The organism is Rhizobium sp. CF080, assembly GCF_000282095.2.
Lineage (GTDB): Bacteria > Pseudomonadota > Alphaproteobacteria > Rhizobiales > Rhizobiaceae > Neorhizobium.
Genome location: NZ_AKKC02000002.1, coordinates 910,074 through 935,748, shown reverse-complemented (window position 1 = coordinate 935,748; position 25,675 = coordinate 910,074). Strand labels below are relative to the sequence as shown.

The 25,675-nt window shown below is 57.3% G+C and carries 20 protein-coding genes and 1 tRNA gene; 17 read left to right on the top strand and 4 right to left on the bottom strand.

Annotation, left to right across the window (positions count from 1 at the left end; translation table 11 throughout):
- Positions 1–247: 247 nt before the first annotated feature.
- The 6 genes from PMI07_RS05695 (at position 248) to PMI07_RS05670 (ending at position 11,978) form a co-directional block, all read left to right on the top strand.
- Positions 248–3,538, top strand: a complete 3,291-nt coding sequence (locus PMI07_RS05695; protein ID WP_007757972.1) for a helicase-related protein — start codon at positions 248–250, stop codon at positions 3,536–3,538.
- Complete coding sequence (locus PMI07_RS05690) at positions 3,535–4,296, top strand: DUF4391 domain-containing protein (protein ID WP_007757974.1); 762 nt, start codon at positions 3,535–3,537, stop codon at positions 4,294–4,296. The genes PMI07_RS05695 and PMI07_RS05690 overlap by 4 nt, the downstream gene beginning before the upstream one ends.
- 10 nt (positions 4,297–4,306) lie before the next feature.
- The gene (locus PMI07_RS05685) at positions 4,307–6,172 is read left to right on the top strand and encodes a site-specific DNA-methyltransferase (RefSeq protein ID WP_007757980.1); all 1,866 of its coding nucleotides are present in this window, start codon (positions 4,307–4,309) and stop codon (positions 6,170–6,172) included.
- Positions 6,173–6,181: 9 nt separating this feature from the next.
- Positions 6,182–7,837: an RNA-binding domain-containing protein gene (locus PMI07_RS05680; RefSeq protein ID WP_007757982.1), complete on the top strand. Its 1,656-nt coding sequence runs from the start codon at positions 6,182–6,184 to the stop codon at positions 7,835–7,837.
- 63 nt (positions 7,838–7,900) lie between these two features.
- Complete coding sequence (locus PMI07_RS05675; RefSeq protein ID WP_024163592.1) at positions 7,901–11,002, top strand: DEAD/DEAH box helicase family protein; 3,102 nt, start codon at positions 7,901–7,903, stop codon at positions 11,000–11,002.
- 52 nt (positions 11,003–11,054) lie between these two features.
- On the top strand, positions 11,055–11,978 hold the full coding sequence (locus PMI07_RS05670) for a restriction endonuclease (RefSeq protein ID WP_024163591.1): 924 nt from the start codon (positions 11,055–11,057) through the stop codon (positions 11,976–11,978).
- A 110-nt stretch (positions 11,979–12,088) separates the two neighbouring features.
- On the opposite strand, the gene PMI07_RS05665 is transcribed toward PMI07_RS05670, so the two are convergent.
- Together PMI07_RS05665 and PMI07_RS33925 are read right to left on the bottom strand one after the other, a co-directional pair.
- Positions 12,089–12,817 carry a hypothetical protein gene (locus tag PMI07_RS05665; RefSeq protein WP_007757425.1) on the bottom strand — a complete coding sequence of 243 codons (729 nt, stop codon included), beginning with the start codon at positions 12,815–12,817 and terminating at the stop codon, positions 12,089–12,091.
- 12 nt (positions 12,818–12,829) lie between these two features.
- A complete protein-coding gene (locus PMI07_RS33925; RefSeq protein ID WP_081760639.1) occupies positions 12,830–13,336 on the bottom strand; it encodes a type II toxin-antitoxin system antitoxin SocA domain-containing protein in 507 nt (168 codons plus the stop codon).
- Positions 13,337–14,006: 670 nt separating this feature from the next.
- Here PMI07_RS33925 and PMI07_RS05660 point away from each other — a divergent pair.
- From PMI07_RS05660 to PMI07_RS05630, 7 genes are all read left to right on the top strand, one after another.
- A complete protein-coding gene (locus PMI07_RS05660; RefSeq protein ID WP_007757424.1) occupies positions 14,007–15,146 on the top strand; it encodes a hypothetical protein in 1,140 nt (379 codons plus the stop codon).
- A 372-nt stretch (positions 15,147–15,518) separates the two neighbouring features.
- Entirely contained in the window at positions 15,519–16,736 is a 1,218-nt protein-coding gene (locus PMI07_RS05655) for a hypothetical protein (protein ID WP_245277089.1), read from the top strand.
- A gap of 98 nt (positions 16,737–16,834) precedes the next feature.
- The gene (locus PMI07_RS05650; RefSeq protein WP_007757421.1) at positions 16,835–17,191 is read left to right on the top strand and encodes a hypothetical protein; all 357 of its coding nucleotides are present in this window, start codon (positions 16,835–16,837) and stop codon (positions 17,189–17,191) included.
- The gene (locus PMI07_RS05645) at positions 17,188–19,044 is read left to right on the top strand and encodes an ATP-binding protein (RefSeq protein ID WP_245277088.1); all 1,857 of its coding nucleotides are present in this window, start codon (positions 17,188–17,190) and stop codon (positions 19,042–19,044) included. The genes PMI07_RS05650 and PMI07_RS05645 overlap by 4 nt, the downstream gene beginning before the upstream one ends.
- Positions 19,041–19,847, top strand: a complete 807-nt coding sequence (locus PMI07_RS05640) for an ATP-dependent Zn protease (protein WP_007757419.1) — start codon at positions 19,041–19,043, stop codon at positions 19,845–19,847. The genes PMI07_RS05645 and PMI07_RS05640 overlap by 4 nt, the downstream gene beginning before the upstream one ends.
- A gap of 493 nt (positions 19,848–20,340) precedes the next feature.
- On the top strand, positions 20,341–20,688 hold the full coding sequence (locus PMI07_RS05635) for a hypothetical protein (protein ID WP_007757418.1): 348 nt from the start codon (positions 20,341–20,343) through the stop codon (positions 20,686–20,688).
- Between the two features lie 210 nt (positions 20,689–20,898).
- Positions 20,899–21,282 (top strand): hypothetical protein, encoded by a 384-nt coding sequence (locus PMI07_RS05630; RefSeq protein WP_007757416.1) that lies wholly within the window; start codon positions 20,899–20,901, stop codon positions 21,280–21,282.
- 51 nt (positions 21,283–21,333) lie between these two features.
- On the opposite strand, the gene PMI07_RS05625 is transcribed toward PMI07_RS05630, so the two are convergent.
- On the bottom strand, positions 21,334–23,193 hold the full coding sequence (locus PMI07_RS05625; protein WP_155956381.1) for a hypothetical protein: 1,860 nt from the start codon (positions 23,191–23,193) through the stop codon (positions 21,334–21,336).
- 91 nt (positions 23,194–23,284) lie between these two features.
- Positions 23,285–23,374: transfer RNA gene (locus PMI07_RS05620), tRNA-Ser, on the bottom strand.
- 321 nt (positions 23,375–23,695) lie between these two features.
- On the opposite strand from PMI07_RS05620, the gene rplU reads away from it, so the two are divergent.
- From rplU to PMI07_RS05600, 4 genes are all read left to right on the top strand, one after another.
- Positions 23,696–24,007: a 50S ribosomal protein L21 gene (rplU, locus tag PMI07_RS05615; protein WP_007757413.1), complete on the top strand. Its 312-nt coding sequence runs from the start codon at positions 23,696–23,698 to the stop codon at positions 24,005–24,007.
- Positions 24,008–24,039: 32 nt separating this feature from the next.
- Positions 24,040–24,309, top strand: coding sequence for a 50S ribosomal protein L27 (gene rpmA, locus PMI07_RS05610; protein WP_007757411.1), 270 nt, complete (start codon positions 24,040–24,042; stop codon positions 24,307–24,309).
- Between the two features lie 129 nt (positions 24,310–24,438).
- Positions 24,439–25,074, top strand: coding sequence for a GNAT family protein (locus PMI07_RS05605; RefSeq protein WP_007757409.1), 636 nt, complete (start codon positions 24,439–24,441; stop codon positions 25,072–25,074).
- On the top strand, positions 25,071–25,658 hold the full coding sequence (locus tag PMI07_RS05600; protein ID WP_007757407.1) for a GNAT family N-acetyltransferase: 588 nt from the start codon (positions 25,071–25,073) through the stop codon (positions 25,656–25,658). Before PMI07_RS05605 ends, PMI07_RS05600 begins: the two co-directional genes overlap by 4 nt.
- Positions 25,659–25,675: the final 17 nt, after the last annotated feature.

Genomic DNA, 25,675 nt, shown 5'->3' with positions numbered 1-25,675 from the left:
GGTCGGATCGGAAAAGTGCGGGTTAATTGCGGACGCGAGGGAGCGAACATGACTCCCTCAGTGGGTCGAACGATTAGTCGAGCGGAAATAATTTCCGCGCGTAAACACGTGCCAGTAACGAGCTGGATCCCTACCGCAATGCAGCGTTGCACAGCGCTTGTCTAGTGCCCCCACACAAGGCATATCGTTTGTGTGTGTTCCCTCGTTCGACAGATGATCCATCCATATCCAAGGCGTTCTTCAACCAATGAAAATCATCGACAACACCTCCCAGCTCCTTGGCGATGATCTGAAGGAAACGCTCAGCCGCGGCTCGCGCGTGAAAATTGCGGCGTCATGCTTCTCGATCTATGCATATGAGGCTCTGAAGTCCGAGCTCTCGAAAATCGACAGGCTCCAGTTCGTCTTCACGTCTCCGACGTTCGTACCTACGGAGGCGACTGACAAGCTGCGGAAGGAGAGGCGCGAATTCTTCATTCCCAAGGATGGTCGGGAGAATAGCCTCTACGGCACCGAGTTCGAGATCAAGCTTCGCAACAAGCTCACGCAGCGCGCTGTGGCTCGTGAATGTGCAGAATGGATCCGCAAGAAGGCACGGTTCAAGTCCAATGCAACGCAAGCCGCCATGCAGCCGTTTGCGCATGTGGAGACCGGCGGAGCCGCCGTTGCCTATATGCCGATCAGCGGGTTTACGGCCGTGGACCTTGGCTATCAGAAGGGCAACGCTGTCTCCAACTTCGTGACCCGCATGGACGAGCCTGTCCATGCGGGGGTCTATCTGCAGCTCTTCAACCAGATCTGGAACGACGCTGACAAGCTGAGGGACGTGACGGACGCCGTCTGCGACCACATCGAATCCGTCTACCAGGAGAACGCTCCCGAACGCGTCTACTTCCTGATGCTCTACAACATATTCCGCGAATTCCTGGAGGACATCAACGAAGACGTGCTGCCGAATGACCTGACCGGCTATCAGGAGAGCATCGTCTGGAACAAGCTGTTCAACTACCAGCGGGACGCGGCGACCGGGATCATCAACAAGCTCGAGACCTATAACGGCTGCATCCTCGCGGACTCCGTTGGCCTAGGCAAAACGTTCACCGCCCTTGCCGTCGTCAAATATTATGAGCTGCGCAACAAGTCGGTGCTGGTGCTTTGCCCGAAGAAGCTGGCCGACAACTGGCGGAACTATAACAGCAACCTCACCACCAATATCTTCGCCAAGGATCGCTTCAATTATGACGTGCTCTGCCACACTGATCTGTCGCGCACGTCGGGTGAGTCGTTCGGCATTCCGCTGAACCGGGTGAACTGGGGCAATTACGATCTCGTGGTGATCGACGAATCCCACAATTTCCGGAATAACGACGTCTTCAAGGATCGGGAGACCCGTTATCAAAAGCTGATGAACAAAGTGATCCGCGCGGGCGTGAAGACCAAGGTGCTGATGCTCTCGGCAACGCCGGTGAACAACCGCTTCAACGATCTGCGTAATCAGCTCGCACTCGCCTATGAAGGGCAATCGGATACACTCAGCAAGAGCTTGAAGTCGCAGACCAGCATCGAGGAGATCTTCCGGCGCGCGCAGAAGGCTTTCAACGAATGGTCAGCGCTGCCGCCAGACGAGCGGACGGCTGCCACGATTCTCAAGACGCTGGACTTCGACTTCTTCGAGCTACTCGATGCTGTGACCATCGCGCGGTCGCGCAAGCATATCGAAACTTTTTACGACACGAAGGACATAGGCAAATTCCCCCAGCGCCGCAAGCCGCTGTCGTTCCACTGCCCGATCACGCAGCGACCGGATGTGATGGGCCTAAACGAAATCTTCGGCCAGTTGTCGGTATTGAAGCTCGCGGTCTATGCGCCGATCAGCTATATCCTGCCAAGCCGGCTCAGGAAGTACGAGGAGATCTACGACACCCAGGTCGAAGGTGGCCGCGGAAAACTTCGGCAGGCCGATCGCGAGCGCAGCCTTCAGGCGCTTATGACCACGAACCTCCTCAAGCGCCTCGAAAGCTCGGTTGCGGCCTTCCGCCTGACCTTGCGCGCTCTGGGCGGCAACATCACGCGGGCGCTCGATGCCATTGCTGAGTATGAGACAACCGGGCGCGGTGGAAGCATCAGCGACCATCTGGAGGATATGAGCGATTTCGACCCGGAGGACGATGACCTCTCGGGGCTCGACGAGTTTACCGTCGGCAAGAAGATGCAAATCAGCCTCAGCGACATGGACCTACCGTCGTGGAAGCACGATCTCGCAGGGGATCGTGCCCTGATCGACGCCTTGATCGCGTCGATGGACAAGGTGGCGCCAGAGGACGATGCCAAACTTCAGCACTTGCTTTCCTTGCTGAAGCAAAAAATCGAGAAACCGCTCAACCCCGGCAACCGGAAGGTCATTGTCTTCACGGCCTTTGCCGACACTGCCAACTACCTCTATGAAAATCTGGCACAATTTGCTCATGGTCTGGGCCTGCATGTGGGCCAGGTGACAGGCTCGGGCTCCCCGAAAACCACGCTCAAAAAAGCTTATGACTTTCAGAGCGTGCTGACGCTGTTCTCACCCCGCTCGAAGGAAAAGTCGGTCGTTCTACCTCATGAGACAGCCGAACTGGATATCCTAATCGGCACGGATTGCATTTCGGAAGGCCAGAACCTGCAGGACTGCGATTTCCTGGTCAATTACGACATCCACTGGAACCCGGTCCGGATCATCCAGCGCTTCGGTCGTATTGACCGCATCGGCTCGCCTAATGACCAGATCCAGCTCGTCAACTACTGGCCGGACATAACGCTGGACGAATATATCAATCTCAAGGAGCGCGTTGAAAACCGCATGGTGATCGCCGACGTCACGGCGACCGGCGACGACAACGTGCTGACCGCCAAGTCCAGTGACATTGCCTATCGCAAGGAACAGCTCAAGCGGATGCAGGAAGAGGTGATCGAGTTGGAAGACGTGAAGGCCGGCATCTCGATCACCGACCTTGGCCTTAACGATTTTCGCATGGATCTGCTCAACTACGTCAAGGAACACGGGGACCTGGAGGCCGCGCCGTTTGGCATGCACGCCGTCGTGCCGGCGGCTGACGAGCTTGGACTGCGGCCCGGCGTGATCTTTGCCCTGAAGAACGTGCACCATGGCGTCAACATCAATCAGCAGAACCGCCTGCATCCCTTCTACCTGGTCTATATCGACGACGACGGCGAGATCGTCGCAGACCATACCGAGGTGAAGCGGCTCCTCGACCTGATCCGCAGCAGTTGCAAGGGGCGCGCCGAGCCGATCCCGGATGTCTGCCGCCTATTCAACGCGCGGACAGAGGATGGCCGCCAGATGGGGCGCTACTCCGATCTGCTCAGCCAGGCGATCCGCTCGATGATCGAGGTGAAAGAAGAAAAAGACATCGATAGCCTATTCAGCGGCGGCCGAACGACCGCGCTGACGCACACGATTAAAGGGCTGGATGATTTCGAGCTGATCGCCTTCCTGCGCGTCGAAGGAGGCCAGCGCGTAAGCGGGGGTGCCACGTGACCCTTTACGATTGGCCCCGCGCCAGTACCTTCGGGCGGATCATCCCCAAGAACAAAATCTATGAGCATTCGGGCGCCAACACTGCGCTCAAGGAGCTGTTCGTGCGGGAGATCGATCAGATCGTCTGGTCGCACAAGCTGGCACCGGAGACAATCAATCTGCCGGCGACGAGGGCCGTGACCGAAATCCAGGTGTTTCGGATCGCGCAACGGGAAAAAAACCTCAGCATTGACGTGCTGCGCGCCATCGATCGCGCTATCCCGTTTCCGTTGCTGTTCGAGCTGGCGCATGGCGGCAAGGTCAAGCTCGCCGCGGCCTATAAACGGCCGAGCGAGGCCGACAGCACGAAGTGGGTGCTGGGCGACTATTTCGAGAGCGAGTGGGTGAACGAGGACACGCAACGGACGGCGCTCCCCGTGGCGCTAACGATGGGAGCGCTGTACGAACAGATTCTCGGTCCCCTGGTCGAGGAGCAGACCGGATGGCTGGCGCCCGGCGCCACCGCCGGCTTTGCCGAAGCTCCGCAGGCTTCGTTTGCAGCGGCGCCAGTGGTACAGCCGCTGTCACTGGAGGAAAGGATTGTCCAGGCCGAGGCGATCAGGACCATGACCCGCGAGGTCGAACGGATCAAGGCGCGGTTGGCCCGCGAGAAGCAATTCAATAAGCGCGTGGCAATCAATGCCGAGCTGCGCGCTGCGAAACAGGAGCTGGAGCGGCTGGCCGGTAAAAGTCCGATGCAGGCTCTGGTGAAGGAATAAGAGGACAAAGATGGAAAAGCTGAAGATGCACAGCCCTGACTTGAGCCAGGAGAACATCGACAAGATCCGCAACTTGTTCCCCGGCTGCGTGACTGAGGCGCGCGATGAGGCGACCGGGCAGTTACGTTTGGCCGTGGACTTCGATCAGCTTCGGCAGGAACTGAGCGACAGCATCGTGGAGGGGGCGCAGGAGCGATATAGGCTGGACTGGCCGGGGAAGCAGGAGGCTGTGTTGGCCGCCAATTTGCCGATTGCAAAGACATTGCGGCCCGTCCGAGACCAGAGCATTGACTTCGATGCGTCGAACAACCTTCTGATCGAGGGCGACAACCTTGAGGCTCTAAAGGTCCTTCAAGAGTCGTTTCTTGGTCGAGTGAAATTGATCTACATCGACCCACCTTACAACACCGGCAGAGATTTCATCTACGACGATGATTACTCACAGGGCACCGCAGATTACCTGAACCTATCTGGGCAGGCGGATGAGAATGGCATACGACTCGTGGCCAACACCGAGGCAAACGGTCGATTCCATTCGGATTGGCTTTCTATGCTGTATCCTAGGCTGCGTTTGGCCAAGAATCTCCTCGCAGATGACGGCGTCGTCTTTGTCTCGATCGACGACAACGAGGTCGATAGCTTGAGAAAGATGGGAAGCGAGATTTTCGGCGACTCGAATTTTGTCGCTACAATCGTCTGGCAGAAGGTCTATGCACCGAAGAACTCCGCGAAGTGGTTCTCAGAAGATCATGATTTCATTCTGGTGTTCGCGAAGAATAAGGAGGTTTGGTTCCCCAACCCCCTACCTCGCACAGACGAGATGGAGGCGCGCTACAAGAACTTGGACAACGACTCTCGCGGGCCGTGGAAGGCCGAGAACATGACCGCGCGCAACCCTTACGATGCGGGCGTCTATTCTCTTACAACCCCATCTGGCAGGGTAATTTCCGGACCACCAACTGGAACCTACTGGCGCATCAGCAAAGAGAAATTCTTGGAGCTCGATGCAGACAATCGAATCTGGTGGGGAAAAGATGGAACCAACTCCCCAGCCGTGAAGAAATTTCTTTCTGAGGTGTCGTCGGGGCGAACACCTCAGACCCTCTGGTTCTATAATGACGTAGGCCACACCCAAGATGCCAAGAAAACACTTCTTAAATACGTTCCCTTTGAGCATACCGAAAATGTCTTGAACTCGGTAAAGCCTGTGGAGCTGCTTCAGCGCATCGTTCAACTGGCCACTAAGCCCGAAGAGGGCGCTATCGTGTTGGATTTCTTCTCCGGCAGCGCGCCGACTGCCCATGCCGTCATGCTGCAAAACCGTATGGACGGCGGCAATCGGCGCTTTATTGGTGTTCAGATTGCTGAGCCCTTGCCTATCCCCGAAACCAAGATGGAAACTATCTTCGATATGGGACGGCTTCGCCTAACCAACGTTATTGAGGAATTCAAGGCTGAGGGCGACGAGGTCACGGGCTTCCGGGTGTTAAAGCTCGACACCTCGAACATGAAGGACGTCTACTACCGCCCCGACGAACTGAAGCAGAGCGATCTGCTCGATATGGTCGACAACGTCAAGGAAGACCGCACGGCTGAAGACCTGCTGTTCCAGGTGCTGGTCGATTGGGGTGTGGATCTGACACTGCCCATCCACCGCGAGGCGGTGCAGGGAAAGACCGTGTTCTTCGTAGATGAAAACGCCCTGGTCGCCTGCTTCGATAAGGGCGTTTCCGAGGATCTGGTCAAGGAGCTGGCAAAGCGCGAGCCGCTGCGCGTCGTGTTTCGCGACAGCGGTTTCATCTCGGACGCCGTGAAGATCAATGTCGAACAGATTTTCCGCCAGCTTTCCCCGACCACTGAAGTCAAGTCAATCTGAGGTCGCGACATGGATCACGCCGCGCTTTCCGCCCTGTTGACCCAACTCATCTCCAACTGGGAGAGCGAGGTGGTCGAGTTCAAACGTGGAAAGGACGGCTTTTCAAGCAATGAACTGGGCAAGTATGTCTCGGCGCTGGCAAATGAGGCCAATCTGCACGGTCACGATCGCGCCTGGCTGGTATTCGGGGTCGATGACAAGACGCGATCTGTAGTCGGCACGTCCTACAAGGATAACCCCGCTCACCTGCAGGCCGATAAGATGCAGATCATCAATGGCACGGGCAGCTTCACGGTCCGCGATATTTACGTGCTGGATCATGCGGATGGCAGGGTCGTTTTGTTCGAAATCCCGGCAGCGCCCCGCGGCATGCCGATCAACTGGAACGGCCACTACTATGGCCGGGCCAACGAAAGCCTCGTGGCTCTGGGGCAGGATAAGTTGGATGAGATACGGTCTCAAACGCTCGCAACCGACTGGACGGCTCAGCTTGTCGAAGGGGCCACACTTGCCGATCTCGATCCGCAGGCGCTGAAGGTTGCGCGCGAACGTTTCGCTGCCAAGCATGCGAACCGCTTCAATGCTGATGAGATCGCCGGCTGGAGCGATGCGGCGTTTCTCAACAGGGCAAAGCTGACGCAGGATGGCGCGATGACGCGTGCCGCCCTCCTGTTGCTGGGCAAATCCGAATCCGCCTGGAGGCTCAATCCGCATCCTGTGGAGATGACCTGGAAGCTCGAAGGAGAAGAGCGCGCCTACGAGCATTTTGGCCCGCCCTTCCTGCTGACATCGTCACAGGTCTTTGCCCGTATCCGCAATATTCAGCTCCGGCTTCTTCCGGAAAACGAACTACTGGCCCACGAGGTGGCGAAGTACGATCAAAAGGTCGTACTTGAGGCCCTGCACAACTGCATCGCCCATCAGGACTATGCCCGCCTGGCGCGTGTCATCGTGACGGAACGGCCCGATCGGCTCATTATGGAGAATGAGGGTGGTTTCTTCGAGGGACAGCCAGAAGATTATGTTTTGCACGACCGAGTGCCACGGCGCTATCGCAATCCGTTCCTTACCCAGGCGATGACCGAGCTGAACATGATCGACCATATGGGTTATGGCATTCAGGACATCTATCGTCGCCAGCGCGAGCGCTTCTTTCCCCTGCCAGATTACGACCTCAGCGAGCCCCACTTTGTCCGCCTGACCATCCACGGCCGCGTTGTTGATGCGGCGTACAGCCAGCTTCTCATGCAGCAGACCGGGCTACCATTGGCAGATGTCCTTGCCCTGGACCGAGTGCAAAAGCATCTGCCTATCACCGACGACGCCATCCGCCACCTCCGGCAGAAGCATCTGATTGAGGGCCGAAAGCCGAATTTCTTCGTATCCGCCAGCGTGGCGAATGCGACTTCGCAGAAGGCGCGCTACATCAAGATGCGCTCTTTCGATGATTATCATTATGAGGAAATGATCGTTGGATATTTACGAGAGTTTCGACAGGCTTCACGTAAGGAACTTGATGAACTTTTAAGAGCGAAACTCAGCGACGCGCTTGATGAAACACAGAAGACACACAAAATTGGCAATCTTTTGAGTGCGTTAAGGCGCAAGGGACGAATTCACAATTTTGGTTCTACGGCCTCACCCAAGTGGCAGTTGACGGAATAAAACAAGAACACTTTACGAAAGCTCTATGAGAGCTACGAGAGAATTTACGAAAGCCAACGTCCGATGAAGCTCAAATTCAAGGTCCAGCCGTACCAGACCAACGCCGTCGATGCGGTGGTCGATTGCTTCGCGGGCCAGCCCCATAACGATAGCCTGTCCTACCGGATCGATCCAGGTCGCAAGGCACAGACAAGCGCATTCGAAGAGGGATTCAAGAACGCCGACTTTGCTCTTAGTGAGCCGCAGATCCTGGAGAACATTCAAAAAGTTCAGCGGCGTCAGAACCTACCTCTGTCGCAATCCCTGATCGAATTCACCAGCTTCAACAACCGTGGTGAGCGCGTAGCCGTGTCTACGACTTACAAGAAGGACGCCCTTGCCGCAACCCGCGTCCACCTCGACGTCGAGATGGAGACCGGGACAGGCAAGACCTACTGCTACATCAAGACCATCTTCGAGATGAACAAGCGCTATGGCTGGTCAAAATTCATCATCATGGTGCCGTCCATTGCCATCCGCGAGGGTGTTTCCAAGTCACTGCAGATCACGGCCGAGCATTTCACGGAAAGCTATGGCAAGAAGGCCCGGTTCTTCATCTACAATTCCAAGCGCCTGCATGAGCTCGAGAGCTTCTCGTCAGACGCCGGCATCAACGTGATGATCATCAACATCCAAGCCTTCAATGCGCGTGGCGCCGATAATCGTCGAATCTATGACGAGTTGGACGACTTCCAATCGCGAAAGCCGATCGACGTCATCGCCTCGAACAGGCCGATCATCATCCTCGACGAGCCGCAGAAGATGGAAGGCGCGGCGACGATGGAGGCGCTACCAAAGTTCAAGCCGCTGATGATCCTGCGCTACTCGGCCACTCACAAGACGCAGCACAGCCGCATCCACCGGCTCGACGCGCTCGACGCCTATAACCAGAAGCTGGTGAAAAAAATCGCCGTGCGCGGAATCCATACCCGCGGGCTGGCCGGCACCAACGCCTACCTCTATCTCGAAGGCATCGACATCTCGAAGAAGGCCCCAGTTGCCCGTATCGAACTGGAGGTGAAACTGGCTTCCGGGGAGATCAAGCGGCAGCTTCGGCGCCTAGAGTTTCGAGATGATCTATTCGCCCGGTCAGGTGAGCTGGACCAGTATCACGGCTTCACGATCAGCCAGATCGATGCTGTCAGTGAAACGGTCGAGTTCACGAATGGCATCATCCTGAGGGCTGGCGAGGCCAATGGCGACGTTTCGGAGCGTGATATTCGCCGCATTCAAATCCGCGAAACCATTAAGGCGCATTTCGACAAGGAGAAGCAGCTCTTTTCCCGCGGCATCAAGGTGCTCTCGCTATTCTTCATCGACGAAGTGGCGAAGTATCGCGACTACTCGCAGGCGGACGAGAAGGGCGAGTATGCCCGCGTCTTTGAGGAGGAGTATGCGCTCCTAAAGGAAGAATATCTGTCGGAGCTAGCGATCGATAATGAGGCCTACCGGAAGTATCTGGGCGGAATCGACGCGGCGGCTACCCACAATGGCTATTTCTCGATCGACAAGAAGACCAATCGTCTGAAGGACCCGGACGTTGCCAAGACGGGCGACAACAAAGGGCAGTCCGAGGATCCGGACGCCTACGACCTCATCTTGAAAGACAAGGAACGGCTACTGTCTTTCGGCGAGCCCACACGGTTCATCTTCTCCCACTCGGCCCTGCGTGAAGGGTGGGACAACCCAAACGTCTTCGTCATGTGCATGCTCAAGCACAGCGACAACACGATCTCCCGTCGACAGGAAGTCGGCCGCGGATTACGCTTGAGCGTCGACCAGAATGGCGACCGGATGGACAGTCCTGCGACAGTGCACGACATCAACGTGCTGACGGTCGTCGCCAGCGAGAGCTACAGGAACTTCGTGGATGCACTCCAGAAGGAGATGGTCGAAGCGCTCACGGCACGGCCTCGACAGGCGAATGAAGAGTATTTCAAGGGCAAGGTGCTGCAGACCGAGGACGGAAGCGTCGAGGTATCGTCGGACATGGCCGCAGGTATCGAGTTCTACCTGGTGCAGAACGGGTATGTAGATCGGCAAAAAAACATTACCGAAAAGTACCAGATTGCCCAACAAAGCGGCGCGATTGCAGAGCTGCCCGATGATCTGAAGCCCTATACGGACCAGATCGTCGAGCTCATCGACGGGGTCTTCAACGAGCGACAATTGCCCAAGCTGCAGGATGACCGCCGCTCCAAGACCAATCCCCTGAATGACAACTTTCACCGCAAAGAGTTCAAGGAGCTCTGGGGCAGGATCAACCAAAAGGCCGTCTATCGGGTAGAGTTCGATCCCGGCGAGCTGGTCCGCAAGAGTGTCAGCGCGCTCGACAGCCACCTTCGCGTGACCCCGCTGCAATATACCGTCACGAGTGGGATCCAGCAGGACGGCCTCACCTACGATACGATCGGAGACAGCAAGAGCTTTCGCGAAAACGAGCAGGCAACCTATCAGGCCGAAACAGTCACATCGTCGGTGAAGTACGATCTGCTTGCCAAACTTGCGGAGGCCGCGCAGCTCACGCGTCAGACAATCGCGGAGATCCTGTCGGAGATCCAGCCTGGTGTTTTTGTCCAGTTCAAGCAGAACCCCGAACACTTCATCAGCGAGGCGTCCCGCCTGATCATCGAGCAGAAGGCGACGATGGTCATCGAGCGCCTGACCTATGACGCCGTTTCGGAACGTTACGAGACCAATATCTTCACCGCGAACCAGACCGTTCAGGACTTCACCAGGGCGAGCGAGAAGCTGAAGAAGCACGTCTACGACTATGCCCTTCTCGATTCCGATATAGAGCGCAAGTTCGTCGAGCAATTGGACACCAGCAACGAGATCGTCGTCTATGCCAAGCTCCCCAAAGGGTTTGCAATCCCGACCCCGGTCGGTGATTACAATCCCGACTGGGCTATCTCGTTCAAGGAGGAATCAGTCAGGCACATCTATTTCGTCGCCGAGACCAAGGGTACCCTATCTTCGCTCAAGATGCGGGAATTCGAGAGCACAAAGATCGAGTGCGCTCGCCGGTTCTTCGAAGAGATCGGCAACAAGGTGACATCCGATCGGGTGAAGTATGACGTGGTCACGGATTATTCGAGACTGATGGACGTGGTGAGGAGCACATGAATTCGACGTGGGGCCGGTGCCGTCAGTCTTATGTAAGCGGGAGTCATGATCGATGATCCCCGACTATCAGACACTCATGCTGCCGGTCCTACGCCTCGCCGCCGAGGGTGAAACAAGGGTGGCCGAGGTTGCAGAGCGCATTGCCGATGATCTTGGGCTGACGTTGGAGGAACGGGACGAGCTTCTGCCGAGTGGACGCCAGCGTCTGCTGCACAATCGCATTCACTGGGCGAAGTTCTACATGAGCAAGGCCGGGCTGATCGCTTCGCCAGCGCGGGGCCGCTTTGTCGCGACGAAAAAAGGCAAGGCGCTGCTGTCCGCAGCGCCGGAACGGATCGACGTTGCACTCCTAATGCACGAGCCGGAATTCCGCGAGTTCTATAGGAACGAGGGTGGTGCCACCGAAGAAAAAAGCATTGCCGTGAGGCCAAGTGAGGCAACTCCTGCGGCGACCACACCAGAGGAGCAAATCGACGCAGCACACGCCGCGCTAGCGGCAGCCTTGCGCGACGATCTTCTTGAACGCATCCTCTCCAACAGCCCAACCTTCTTCGAGCAACTGATCGTCGATCTGCTGGTTGCCATGGGCTACGGCGGCAGCCACAAAGATGCCGCCGCCCAACTCGGGCGCACCGGTGATGGCGGAGTCGACGGCATCGTTAACGAAGATCGCCTCGGCCTCGACCGGATTTACGTCCAGGCCAAACGCTATGTTCCTGGTAATCCGGTAGGCCGGCCTGACGTCAACGGCTTCGTCGGGAGTCTCGTCGGCCTCGGAGCAACTAAGGGCGTCTTCGTCACTACCTCGACCTTTAGCCAACCAGCCCGCGACTACGTCAAGCATCTCGCACAGCGGGTGATCCTCATCGACGGGCGAGAGCTGGCGGACTTGATGATCGAACACGGCGTCGGCGTGCGCGGCTATCGCACGGTCGAATTCAAGCGGTTAGATGAAGATTTCTTCAGTGACGATTGAGTGTCTCCCCCAGGCGGTACGAGCGGAAATAATTTCCGCACTCTCTATTTCTTCTCTCATAATCCGCTGCTCCTAAGCAGCTACGAGGGAATCAGGTACCAATCAAGAAGTCAGTCGAAAAGGCCGGGCTGATTTGGGTCCGATCCGGAATCCTCAGCTCGCCGATCGGCGTCACTCGCAGGGCGAGGTCGACCAGAAAGTTCGGCAAGCGCCTTGAAATACCCCTCGGCAAAAGCCTCAAGCATGGCCACCTTCCGGGGCCCATCGACACGAGGAATTTCTTTAGCGTTAATTACAGTCAACGATCGCGGCAACTTCGGTCCAGGACAACTGAAATCCAGTATCTCGAACCGAGCGTTTTCTAAGTCGGGATCCTGCAGCAGCACTTCCTCTACGAGCGTCACGAAAAGGGACAGGCGCTCTTTAGCAAGCGGATTTTGTCGCCAGAAGCTAAACCATGGAAAGTAAAGCTGGCCGCCAACACCATAAATCATAGGCGGCTCAAACGGGATCATGAGACCCCGGCCGACTGGATAATAACGTTTTTCGACCATCTGGAAGAAATCGGGTGTCATCCCCGCAAAATGATCTCGTATCAACGGCAACACGCTAAGCAGGTTATCGCGGACTTTTTCTCGCTTGATCTTCCGAATTCCTTCGACGACCTGATCGTAAGGAATACCGAGTACAAGCAAATCGCGTACAGCTCCGTAGAGTGGACTATAACTGAAGCGCGGCGGGTCTATGGCTAACTTTACCAACCCTTTCGCAATTGCGGCAGGATCGTCGCGCCAGTTGCGAGCGAGATGCTGGACGGAGGGAACACGCAAGTCTGCCATATGTTTAACCCGTTATTGGATTGAAAATGGACGCACTGCTTTCGAGTAAAATTCTACAATTTTAGCATCATCGATTTTCATGCCCGGATTCACCGCCCCCCCGTGATTCCAGACTCGATGCCAGGGTCCTCCGTCCGCATGACTTAGCTCGACAAGATCACTAGCTCTGAGTCGGCTATAGAAGCTTACTATATCTTCCAGTAGCGAGTCTGTCTCTGAATCAAGATTATACGCTGCAACCCTGTGCCTGCCGTCCACAGGATCGATATGAGTTGCACGGCTGGCTATCGGCGACCGGTCATAGTTGCGAAATTCTCGATAGAGATACGGCAATACTGGGCCGAATTCCCAAGCCTCGAATTTATGGCGAATAAGGGGACGGTGCAGATCAATGAGTGACCAGACATGGCAGAAATAAACAATCTTCTGCAACGCAAGATTCGTGACGCCACGATTCCGGTTGTCGCAAAAATCCAAAATATAGTTGGCAATCGCTCGCCCGTCATAGCCAGTAGTCATAGAAACTCGCCATTCAAGTTTTATCCTAGGATAGCACGATTTTCCAGTGCAGTAGCTGAAATGGGATTTGCGCCGGGCGTTGACTCCCCCGCACGCCGAGCAGCGGTCTATCGTTTCGAGATCGCTGAAAGCACACTATACGCTTTTTACACAGCCGTCAGAAAAGCGACGTTGCCGGGGCGGGCCGTTACCCTACCATCCCATATATGATTTACGGCGCCATGAACCGCTATCGTTCGATACATTTGTGGAGAGACGCAACTCGGGCGAGATGTCCTTCTCGAAGCCTAAGGCACATTTGATAGCCACAACCGTCGAAACGTCTCCTAAGGGCACCATCTGCAATTCCTTCCACACAACGATGTCTGGGAAGTGCGTGTGATTTGATGCCAGAACGCCAGTTCAGTCTGCCACGAAGCGGAGCATATCACCCTCCAATTCAACCTTAGATTTTACAAAGTAAAAATTTTTATTTAGCGCACCTCCATAGCCAGAAGAAGCCAAAATATAAAGTATAGAATGTATAATCTATAGTAATAATTAGAGGTTTTCTGTCTGATACACAGGACAACCTATTGTAAATATTCACAAATTCGTCATTTCCTGTTACAATGATACACCAGTCACATGGTGTGACTGTGTGAGTACTGTGTGAACAGGGATGTTTGACATGACGAATACGACAGAAAAGCCAGCGCGCGGCGCTGGCTTCAACTACGCTGCGCTCGATATCCCGAGCGAATTGGTGAACGAACTGGAGAAGGCGGCCACCGACATTCTCAGCCTTGGTCGCAAAAGTACCGAGCAGGTCTTCCTGACTGGTGCACTTCTGGACAAGGCAGCCGAGCTCATTCCGAACGGACAGTTCGGCGAGTGGGTGAAGCAGCGCTGCGGCGTCGAACCCAAGACCGCCCGGAACTACCGTGCGATTCACCGGAACCTGACGCCGCACAAAGAGCGGATCCTGGATCTCGGTATCAGTCCAACGGTGCTGATCCACCTGAGTTCGGCATCGGAGGAAAAGCTGGAAGCAGCCTTTGTCCATGCCGAAGAACATGGGCGCATTCAAGTCGATGAGGTCAAAGCACTGCTCAGGGGCGGGAATGCCGTTGAACCTGAATTGGATGCTGAGCCGGCGGATATCGGCGGTATGGATGGTCTGAAGGCACTCGTTGCCTTGAAGGCGAAATCCGGGGTGATGGCTTTCATCAAGCACACAACGGCGGTCCACAAGATCATCGGCAATGCCCTCGCCCCAACAGACAAAGGCAAGCGCAAGCGTCTGGTGAAGGGCAAGCTGACCGACGAGGTGTTACCGATGGCACGCCTGGCAAGGCATGAGCTCGAAAGCCTCATTCTCTTCGTGCTGCCTGACGACATCGATCCCCGTGTCATTCACGAGGAGAAGTTGCCGGCATGGATGCATTGGGCTGCAGTAATCGAGGTGTTGGAAGATCTTGGGGACGTGGAAGCATGGCCAAGCAAGGACACACTCGAAGCATGGCTGAGCGGGACTGTGCTGCCCTTGCTCGAGTGGGCAACGACGCGTAGCAAGTTGCCGGAATGGCCGCTCGGCGCCTGTGAGACCCGGACATCGACCTCAGCGACGGTTGAGGCTGAAGACGACGATGGAAATCTCGTCGAGGCGCCGAGTATCGATCCGGTCGATGTGCTGGAGATCGAGACCGGCGACTTCGACGATGACGAACCGGAGATCCCGACTTCCAACGTGGTCCCGCTTGCCGAGCCGGGAAAGGGATTGCGACCAGACTTCCTTCCAAGGAAGGTTCCGGAGTCGGTGGTCGAGTGAAACATAAAAGGGGGCTTCGGCCCCCTTTCTTGATTCCGCTTTTCCCGCATGATTGAATGCATGCAAGGAAACCTGGTCGGGCCTTTCCCGGCTTCACCATCGTCATTGGGCTACACGGGACGTGAGCCCTGCGTTAACCGTGTTCCGGACCTGTTCTCTTTTAGCGTTTGAGATCCTTGAGATCTGGTCCCGGTCCTGTCAGGTATGGGTGGCTTCGATGCGATCGAAGCTTAGCGGCCCAAGGCAGCGCGCCAACGCTACCGAGGGCCTGACCCTCAACCTTGGTTAGAAGGAATCAGGCTGTGACCATCCATACTGCCATCCCCCGCAATGGGGAAGTTCTCCAATCCGTCGTCGCAATCGCGGGTCCGTGTGTCCGTCGCCTGGCTGCCGCCTTCGACGCGTTACCACGCCTCGGTCAGAACTGACCTCACCCTACCAATTCGACGATTGCCTTATCTGCCGACCACCGCGAAGTGGCGGCGGGGCGAGATCGATCGTCTCGTGTTTCCGATGGAGAACAGCATGACCAACACGTCTACTTTCACTTCGCCCACCACTGCAACCGGAACGTCGCCGGCCTTTCGTCGTTCGCCCGGATCGGCCCCTGAGGGCCAGCCGGAGCCGCCGCTCCTTCGCCGTCACCCGCATCTCGTCCGCTACTCTGATGTCGAGGCTGACTTCCATGCCCTGATCGATAAGGCCATTGCGGCGATTGCCGATGGCGAGCCGGTCGAGGATGAGATCCTTGGCCGCTATGTCAACATCGCATCGATGGTCCGGGCTGTATCGTTTCGCGAGGGCAAGTTGCTCGAGCTGGCGTTCGAGCGGTTGTCGAAGGTCAATCCGGATCTTACTGTCCTTATCCAGTCGCTCAAACTCCCCCTGGTCAAGGCTGCGGTCGAAGCCGTCACCGGAAACGATTGGCGGCATCTCGACGGTATCCGGCTCGACTGCGAGGCGCCGGCCAAGGGAAGTTATACGCCCGACCTCATTCTGGTGAACCGCGCAAGGCACGTGGCCTTCCTCCTGGACCTGAAGCGGTCTCTCGCTTCCTACGGGGACACGACGCGCCTCGAGGAATTGAAGCTCAAGATGTTGGCCTCGGCGATGATCCTGCCCGACTGGCTTTACAAGCACCACAAGCGGATGATGGTTGACAGCGTCGGCGTCGCGATCATCGATGGCGCAAGCCGGCCAAGCGATCATGCAGCCGGCGTATGGGCTCTCTCGGAAATTGATGATCTCCTTGAGGTCGATGGCGCCGCGGCCTGCATGGCGGAGTTGCGTTGCCGCTTCGGCCGCCGGGTTCAAACGTTGCTTGAGGCAGAGGCGCGCCGCGCACTCGGAATTGTCGATGCCCCCATCTCGGCAAGCTTTCCGCATATCTCGCGCTTCCGGCTGCGGCAGCCCGTCCGTCGTCCGACCCTGGACATCACGGGTGTGTCCCCGCTGCGGCAAGAGTGCGATATCCATGTCGTCGACGAGAGTGGCGACGAGCCGGGTGCTGAAGCGGCGGAGGCAGAGGACGACGTTCTGCCAGCCGTACGCATTCGCGTCGGATTTGCGCGCCGGCTGCTCGACGCCTGACCGCCATTCGGCTGCGGTGATCGAAGCCGCAGCCGACTCCCCACTCCCGTTCTGAACAACGCCGACCGACTTAGCCCGGTCCGGCGAGGAGATATTGCATGTCCAGAAGAACTGATACCGCTGCCCGCGGCATTCGTTGCGAAACCGTCGACCAGCACGCCAATACGGTTCGCCCTTCCCTCACCCACCATGACGATGCCGCCATCATCATCGGGCTTGCCCTTGGCTATGCCCGCCAGGCGACCGATGCCGCCTTTATTCCAGAGACAGTCCTGACCCGGCTCAATACTCTGGCAGATCAGGGCGAGCCGACCTGCCGAATGGTCCGCGACTGGCTCAAACGCAAGCGTCCGAAAAGCGACAGGCTTCCGCTTGCCCACAGGTTGCGCCGTACCGCCCAACTCCCCGTCTGCGCGGAAATTATTTCCACGACAGCCACAACGGAGGTGCAATGATGGATCGCCTTGCCGCTTTCCTTATCCGGCGCCTGCAACACCTAAACCGCCGCGAAGTGCGGCGCCTGGCGTTGCGGAACGGCCTGTTGACCCCGAAGATCATCGAGATTGAAGGACATCTGGTCGCCCGCTATGCGCCGACCTTCGATCCATCTCATCTGACCGGTGATGCTGAACGGGATGTAAGATGGATCCGTACTCGTTTCGCGGCCTTCCTCACTGAGCCGCCGACCAACCGGCGGGATCATGTCGATCCGTTCGCCTCTGCGCCGGCTCTGCCTGCTTATCTGCGTCGCGGCTCCGGAGTGGCGCCGGCAGATCGCCACGTACTGAGGGATGAGTGGCTCGCCTATGCCGTCTGGCTTGTCGGCGAAGCCGGGGCTGCGGTCAGCGTCAAACATCTCGCTCCCACATTGCTGCTTGCCGGCGCTATTCGCGAGGCTGGGGTTTCGTTGCGCATGGCTGTCGATCTTCTTCGTCAGCCGGCGCCGATCATCTCGGTCGAGATCAGCGTCGATGGCTTCGAGCGGGCTTTGCTGCAGCTTGTCGAGGAGACTGCGCTCGTTCCGTTTGGTCCCTATGTCGGCATGACCGCTGAGTTCATGGAGGGTGATGAAATCTGGGCGTGGAAGGAGAGCGAGGTCAAGCGTGTTTTCCTCCACGTGCTGTCCAGAGACGATGCTCGACTGAACCGGCCTGCCATGCGCCGCAGACTGGTGTCGGCCCTGGCGCACGGCTCACCGGTGCTTGCCATTGCGGAGACGGAAGGCGGCGTGTCTGACCAGATCGACATCGTCTCGGATATCCGGCTGACCGGCCGCGGGATGGATAGACGGCTGATTACCGATCTTCTGGAAGTGGTCTATGGTGAGGCAGTGTCCGACCATGCGAATGGCATCAGTCAGATCGACACAGCGGCGTTGACACTCGGCGATCTCGGTCTTGCCATCCGTCAGGGCCGGGCAATAGAGACAACCATTGAGGCGCTCACCAGGCTCGCGGCGCGAAACCGTGACGAAGAGAATGACGACGAGCGTAGCGACGGTTCCTCTACCCGCAGAATAGTCTCGCAAACTCCGTCACAGAAGACACGAACAGATGAAGAGGCATCGAAGAGTGCCCCCTCTAAGTCTGGCACCGATCGCAAGGACAGATCGAAGCGCAAGCCCACCGGGGCCGAAGTCGTAAAGCCGCAGCCTTTGGCGCCGGAGGATGGAGGTGATGGCAAGCCGTCGCTGATCGTCGAGACCCTGTCCGGTTATGGTGGCGCCAGGGATTGGGCACTGGGATTGAAGGGCGACCTTGCCGACTATCTGGCCGGCGATCTCGACTGGTCGGAGATGAGTACCAAGTTGCTGCTGTCCGGTCCGCCGGGAACTGGCAAGACGACGTTTGCACGAGCGCTCTGCAACAGCCTGCAGATCCCCTTGGTCGTCACGTCGGTCTCAACATGGCTGCAGGGTGAATATCTGCACGCGGTTCTCGACCGCATGGCAGATACGTTCGCCGAGGCGCGCGCCCAGGCACCCTGTATTCTGTTCATCGACGAAATCGATGGAATCGGCACACGGGTCAGCGCATCACGACAATACGCGGACTACTGGAATGCCTGCGTCAACAAGTTGCTCGAATTGCTCGACGGGGCGGTGAAGAGCGAGGGCGTCATCGTCGTCGGGGCCACGAACCGCCCGCACGAGATCGATGAAGCCATCCGGCGCTCCGGACGCCTCGAAACCCATATCGAAATTCCGCGTCCGGACATTCCGGCGCTGGCCGGCATTATCGCGCATCATCTTGGCGCCGACATTGGCCACATCGCCGCGAATGCGGAGCATGAAGGAACGACGTCATGATCAGAACCGGATCCGATAACTGGAACGACGATGCCATCGAAGGCGCCCACGATCCGCTCACCTCGAGGCGGCAGCCTAGGTCGAAGCCGCTCGATCCGACGGAACAGGCATTGCGGCATCTGGCCACGCGGGCGGTGGGCCTGACCGGCGCGGACATCGAGCGCATCGTTCGCGAGGCAAGGCTGAAGGCAAGACGCGAGAAGCGCTCAATGACCTATGATGACCTGGAAGCTGGCATTCGCGGACATCGCCCGCCGGTCCCCTACGACGTTCGTTGGCGTTACGCCATCCATGAATCCGGTCATGCTGTCGTTCATCATGCCCTGCGGCTTGGCGCGATCAGGGAACTGACGATCGATACCAAGGATGGCGGCCATAATTCTCTCACGTTCGCCAACGGTGGTTCCGAGAACGAGGAATGGTACGGTCGCATCCTTGCGATGTTGCTGGCCGGGCGCGCGGCCGAACTCATCCTCTTCAAGTCAGTCTCGGCTGGCTCTGGCGGCGGCGAGAACAGCGATCTCGCACGCGCGACCCGAATTGCCCTCGATATGGAGCAGGCGCTGGGCTTCGGCGGTAGACATCCACTCCTTTATCTCGATCACCGCGAGCCGACAGGGATCCTCAGCCGCGACGCCGATCTAGCAGGGCGTGTCCATCGGCGGCTCGAGTTCGCGCAGGCGAGAGCAACGCAGATCATCCTTGAACACCGTGCCACGTTCGATCGTCTGGTTCGGGAATTGTTCGACGCCCAGGCCCTCGATGGCGATGCCGCGGTGGAGATTCTGTCCGCGTCCCGTTGAAACGCTGCAAGCAACCGGCCGGGCGTCGGCTGTCCATCAGCAACAGGCGGCGCTGATCTGGCTTCGACGTCAGGTCCGCCGATGGACGGAACGGTCGCGCGGGCCGACAATCAATCGCTGGCACGTTGCAACCGCATCGCTTCAACGTGCCGGCAATGTGAAACAAATTGCGCTCATTCGATTCCAAGCTCTTGGCCATCGATTCGAAGTTTTAGGCCGTCGATTCAGATCTCTGGATTTCTGATTCAGAAATCGGAACGAAAGATTCTGCTAGGTCTCCGTGAACCGCCCTGACGAACGCCGGTATGCGTAATGAGTTGCCGGCAACCGGTCTCGACGTCCCCGCATGTTGAGACAAATTGCGCTCATTCGATTCGAGATTGAAGGTTATTGATTCGAACGCCGAGAATTCCGATTCGTTGACAAATGGCTTGCGTCGATCCGCCGGTCCCCTGACCATGAAAGGTGCCATCAACGAAAAGAGGAGGAGCGAATGGCACGCCAATCGCGCAGCGAGCGCAACAGGAAACAGAGGGACCGACAGCGGCAGCTTCGGGAACGCCAGAAGGAAGAGCGGCGTCCGGATCGTGACGACATCGCCCGGATCGCGCTTCATTGGATGATCACCCGGTCAATCAAGACGGACAACGAGAGGCAGCTCGGCGCCGTCGAGGACGTTGTGGTCGAGAGGCTAGTTGCCCAGGGCTTTGACAAGCAGGCTTGCTATGCCGTCTTTGACGATCTCGTCGACAAGTACGCTGATACCGACTGGGCTTTCCGAAGGAAAACCCATCTGCTTTTTCGATCCGGCCATCTTTTCGAGGAAGAACGGCGCCATTAGGGCTTCGACGCCCTCCCATTATGGAAAGGATATGGCCTTATGCAAACGGCGTTCTCATTGGGGGAGACTCTTCTCCCCGTTACTTCTTGAAACGCCGTTTGATTCTGAATCGAATATCTGGAACGGTTGCTGCGGCCAAACGGCTGTTCCGAGTGCAAGGTCACATGCCTTAGCTCCATTAAAGGTACCGATTTGGTGCAAGAAAGCTTGATGTTTCTCCCCGAAGTCGGTCTGTATTACAGGACCCGCAGCGGCCTGCGGGCTTTCATTTCCAGTGATGTAGGCATTAACCCCTTCCGGCAAAACCGGATCGATTTCTACCCCTTGATTGGCTACATCGAAGGCGTGAACCACGTGTGCTCCTGGAGCATCGACGGACGTGTGCGGAAGGGAGTCGATCGGCCACTCGATTTGGTCAAGGAGATCCCGGCCCCGGCTCCGATAAAGGGCTGGATCGCGATCGGGCACCGCGCCGCTAGCCCGGTTTCGGCAACGCCCGATCAAGCGATTAGCATGCTCCAGGCGCTCGACAAGGATGCATCGACCTTGGCAATTATCGCGGTCGATGCGCTTGTTGGTGATGGATTGGAATAACCGGCCGACCGCAGAACGAAATCTGTTCGCATCCCGCTATTATATTGCCAGCTATTTTGCCTTCGCTGCCCGGCCGAGCGTCCGCTTTTTCGCGGCAAGTTTCCCGAAATCGAGGCCTTGGAACACCGAAAAATCGACTTCGGGATTGAGAGGCAGCCTTGCAAGCTCGCGAGCACGCTTCTCGGTGATATTACGGAAACCGTATTTATCATGCTCATCGTTACCGAGCTGGTGACCCGCTTGCATCCTCCGATCGCGTGCATCGACATTGGCATCGCGCATCTCTTCGATCTGGCCTCCACGAAGAGAATGGAACACTTCCCGATTACCACCCACGATGCCAGCTTTCTCGAACAGACGCTGCATATAGGACGAGGCGCTTTTGCTGGGGTCTGCCAGTTTCATCAGCTCCGAAAAGATGAATTTATCGCCTTGAGTCATTGCCCATTGTACGAAGCCGATCTCGTGCAGAAACTCATGAAGTACGAAGAAGGTCAGGCTCGCGCCGGTCTTGTAGGGCACGCGCTTCCACGTGCCGTTGATGAGGGCGATGCCCGACGTCTGAGCCACCCAGACATGGTCGAACTTTTCGCGGAAATCATTTCCGGTGAGATGGACGAGCAGCCCCAGTCGACGGCCCGTCAAATGCCCGAGCAACGGCAGCATCGCGTTATCGAGGAAGCCCGTGGACATGCCAGTCCGAAAAATGCCAGAGACCTGGCTCGCGCCCAGGGGCTCAGCCGAAACTGGTTCGGCAGCCGTTTTGGGATAATGGATTTTGGCGCCGCCGAACGGGTCCTGATACTCATGCTCCGTCATGCCGGATCGAGCTGTGGTCTTGACAACCGAGACATAGCCCTCCTTGAAGGTTTTGATAGCCATCGGCTGCAGGCGAAGATCCCGATTGCCGGCAAGGATCTCCCGGACCGACATGTTGGGGTCACGCTTGTTGCTGTCGCCGGGCCAGTATTGCATCAAGTCAACGAAGGCCTGCAGATCGGTGCCGTTATAGGTGTCGACGGGATGGTCGCCGATCAGCTCCAGAAACACGTCGATCCGAGCGCGGGCGATCCTGACATCACTATGACCTACACCCAGCGCTGTCTCCCTTAAAGCGAGATAGGTGGCCGCAATGTCGCTGAACAATGGTCGCGATGACGGTTTGCGCGGTACGGTGCGGCGATCCAGCTTGAAGGCGGGGATCGGATTGCCCTGCTCGTCAAGAGGTGGCCGCCGCGTTTCGGGAAGCTCGATTGGGGGCCGAGCTTGCTGCTCGGGACCTACGATCGGAACCGCTAACGGGACAGCCCCGTGCAGCATCGTGGATCCCTGCAGTTTCTGGAGCGCCTTCTGTTTCAGAAACTCAGCATTCTCGACAAGCATTTCCTCATAGGCCTGCCCATCATCACGTTTGGCGATTTCTTGGTTGAGACGGACAAGATCACGAATGGCTGCAGTTTTTTGCAGCTCTTCCGGCGTGAAGGGTGCTTCGGGTCTGTCGATCATGCGCAGGTACTCTTTCAGCGCACCCCGCATCTCGATAACCGTTTCTTCGGGCGTCTCCCCGGAGAACATCGGTTCGACGCCGCCTTCGTCCTTGTCCGTCGTATGCCGAGTCATCACCTTCCTGCCTGCTTCATCGAAAAGAATACGCGCTCTTGCCACGAGTAGATCCGCAAGCCGGCGAGCGGCCTTGTGCGACCGGGCTCCCATGCTGATCCGGATCAGCGCTGGGTCCCCAGTGTCACAGATCTGCTTCGGCAGTTTAATCTGAAAAAGATAAACCGAACCTGACCTGACAAGATAAGGACCGGGGGATGGCTGCCGCCTGTCGCCGCTCGCCTTCTTCTGCTCTTTGATTTGCGATACCGGAAGAGATACTTCGAGGTGTACCCGGCGCGATACTTTCATGACTGAAGACCCTGAATTGTGGGCTTTCGGTCAGAGATTTGCAAAGAAAACCAAGATCTTGCAGGAAATTGGGGAAGAGTGGATCACCCAATGGCGGAGAGGGTGGGATTCGAACCCACGATACGGTTGCCCGTATGCCGCATTTCGAGTGCGGTGCTTTCGACCACTCAGCCACCTCTCCGCTTGAGCATGATGACGCGTTGGTCAGCGCGGGCGTTCTCATAGCGGGCAAACATGGGGCTGGCAAGGGGCGAATATCAAGTCTTTATATCCTTTCGTCTTGACAGTTTTTTGTCGCTCGCGTATGTCCGCTCGCGATCAGGCGTGGAAAAGTATCCATGCCTCTTTGTTTGTGTGGAGGTTGTTGGAACCGCCACACGAATTCCACCGGCAGACAAGTTTTAAAGATCACCTCTTTCGAAACCCTGCTAGAGCCCGACTGATAAAAAGACGGCCGCCTTTTATGAAGGCAGAGCCGGAAACGAACATGAAAGGATAAAAAATGTTCGCAGTCATCAAGACCGGCGGTAAGCAGTACCGCGTGGCAGCCAACGACGTGCTCACCATCGAAAAGCTGGAAGCCGAAGCTGGTTCAGTTGTAGAATTCAACGAAATCCTGGTCGTCGGCGTTGGCGCCGATGCCAAGTTCGGCGCACCCTTCGTTGCGGGTGCGACGGTCAAGGCCGAAGTGGTCGAGCATAATCGCGGCAAGAAGGTTCTTTCCTTCAAGAAGCGTCGCCGTCAGAATTCCAAGCGGATTCGCGGTCATCGCCAGCATCACACGGTCGTCCGCATCACGGACATCTTGGCTTAACAACGGGTTTCGAAGGGTAAAGGAGAACTCCAATGGCACATAAAAAAGCTGGCGGTTCGTCGCGCAACGGTCGCGATTCGAATTCCAAGCGCCTTGGCGTGAAGAAGTTCGGCGGCGAAGCCGTCATTCCGGGCAACATTATCGTGCGCCAGCGCGGTACGCAGTGGCATCCGGGCCAGAACGTTGGCCTCGGTAAGGACCACACCATTTTTGCGCTTACCGCCGGCAATGTGAATTACCGAACCAAGGCCAATGGTCGTGTGTTCGTGTCCGTAATGCCGAAAGCCGAAGCAGCAGAATAAAGCCGGCAAGCGTTTTAAGCAGCCGGTGTCACATCGACCCGGCTGAACGCCCAAAGGTTCAGTCAGAAAAAGGGAAGATGGGACACCACCATCTTCCCTTTTTCTTTACCCCCAACAGGAGGACTGAACATGCAAGGCGAATTACTGAGGGCGAGCCAATCCCGGCCGCCAGAGGAACGGTTAAGACCCGACCGGTCGAGAAGCGATTGCCCCGTCTTATTGTCGCAGAGGTTAGTTCTGCGCACCCCCCACGAAGAAGACATCGACGCACTTGCCCATCTCGCCAACAATGCGAATATCGCGACTATGGTGTCGCGTATGCCGCATCCCTATACGGCTAAGGACGCAGCCGATTTCGTGCGACGCACGAAGGCCGGCGAGATTGGCAAATGCGTCTACGCCATCACGCGAGGAGACAACGGCGCCTTTCTCGGTTGCTGCGCACTTGAGCCGCAACAGGACGAGAGAACGCTCGAACTCGGCTATTGGCTGGGCGAACCCTATTGGAACAGGGGTTACGCCACGGAAGCCGCCCATGCCCTGATCGACATGGCCTTCCGGACCCGCAACAACATCGACCATATCGATGCCCGCTGCCGGGTGACCAACATCGCATCCCGGCGGGTGATCCAGAAATGCGGCTTCCAGTTTCAGGGCACCGGCATGATCGATTGCCTGGCGCTTGGCGGCATGGTCGCGGTCGAATGGTTCCGGCTCGACCGCAAGACCTGGATGTCCTTGAGAAGCTGGGGAGAACTGCGATGAACGCCGCCGTTCTCCAGAAGACGAGCACGACCGCAACGATGCCAGGCCCCTGCCCGGTCATCACCACGGAAAGGCTGGTGCTTCGCCCGCACAAGATCACCGATGCGACGGCGATTGCCGAATCGCTCGGCGATTTCAAGGTCGCCCGCATGCTGGCGCGGGTGCCGCAGCCCTATGACCGCCAGGACGCGCTGGATTGGCTCGTCCCGCATGCGTCCGGGATCCTGCCGGACTGGACGCTGGCGATCACCACCGGTGATGACATCCATATCGGCATGGTCGGTCTGGAGCCGAGACGCGGTCAATGGCGGCTTGGCTATTGGCTGAACCGGCTCTACTGGGATCGGGGCTACATGACCGAAGCGGTGGCCGCGACGCTGGAACGTTTCTTCCGGCGGATGCCGGAAGCGCAGGTGTTTTCCGGGGCATTCGCGGACAATCTGGCCTCGCTGAACGTCCAGAAGAAGCTTGGCTTCACAATCGTCGATGCGAACCAGCTCTTCAGCACCTCCCGCAACCGCATGGTGCCGCATATCGAGACCATGCTGTTGCCCGAGGACTTCCAGCGGCCTGCACGACCGTGACGCTCAGATAACAAAAA

Coding starts and splice junctions, on each gene's coding strand:
- rplU (WP_007757413.1), top strand. CDS start 23,696: ATGTTCGCAGTCATCAAGACCGGCGGTAAGCAGTACCGCGTGGCAGCC.
- PMI07_RS05650 (WP_007757421.1), top strand. CDS start 16,835: ATGTCCAGAAGAACTGATACCGCTGCCCGCGGCATTCGTTGCGAAACC.
- PMI07_RS33925 (WP_081760639.1), bottom strand. CDS start 13,336: ATGACTACTGGCTATGACGGGCGAGCGATTGCCAACTATATTTTGGAT.
- rpmA (WP_007757411.1), top strand. CDS start 24,040: ATGGCACATAAAAAAGCTGGCGGTTCGTCGCGCAACGGTCGCGATTCG.
- PMI07_RS05625 (WP_155956381.1), bottom strand. CDS start 23,193: ATGAAAGTATCGCGCCGGGTACACCTCGAAGTATCTCTTCCGGTATCG.
- PMI07_RS05675 (WP_024163592.1), top strand. CDS start 7,901: ATGAAGCTCAAATTCAAGGTCCAGCCGTACCAGACCAACGCCGTCGAT.
- PMI07_RS05660 (WP_007757424.1), top strand. CDS start 14,007: ATGACGAATACGACAGAAAAGCCAGCGCGCGGCGCTGGCTTCAACTAC.
- PMI07_RS05600 (WP_007757407.1), top strand. CDS start 25,071: ATGAACGCCGCCGTTCTCCAGAAGACGAGCACGACCGCAACGATGCCA.
- PMI07_RS05605 (WP_007757409.1), top strand. CDS start 24,439: ATGCAAGGCGAATTACTGAGGGCGAGCCAATCCCGGCCGCCAGAGGAA.
- PMI07_RS05665 (WP_007757425.1), bottom strand. CDS start 12,817: ATGGCAGACTTGCGTGTTCCCTCCGTCCAGCATCTCGCTCGCAACTGG.
- PMI07_RS05670 (WP_024163591.1), top strand. CDS start 11,055: ATGATCCCCGACTATCAGACACTCATGCTGCCGGTCCTACGCCTCGCC.
- PMI07_RS05685 (WP_007757980.1), top strand. CDS start 4,307: ATGGAAAAGCTGAAGATGCACAGCCCTGACTTGAGCCAGGAGAACATC.
- PMI07_RS05645 (WP_245277088.1), top strand. CDS start 17,188: ATGATGGATCGCCTTGCCGCTTTCCTTATCCGGCGCCTGCAACACCTA.
- PMI07_RS05680 (WP_007757982.1), top strand. CDS start 6,182: ATGGATCACGCCGCGCTTTCCGCCCTGTTGACCCAACTCATCTCCAAC.
- PMI07_RS05630 (WP_007757416.1), top strand. CDS start 20,899: ATGTTTCTCCCCGAAGTCGGTCTGTATTACAGGACCCGCAGCGGCCTG.
- PMI07_RS05635 (WP_007757418.1), top strand. CDS start 20,341: ATGGCACGCCAATCGCGCAGCGAGCGCAACAGGAAACAGAGGGACCGA.
- PMI07_RS05640 (WP_007757419.1), top strand. CDS start 19,041: ATGATCAGAACCGGATCCGATAACTGGAACGACGATGCCATCGAAGGC.
- PMI07_RS05695 (WP_007757972.1), top strand. CDS start 248: ATGAAAATCATCGACAACACCTCCCAGCTCCTTGGCGATGATCTGAAG.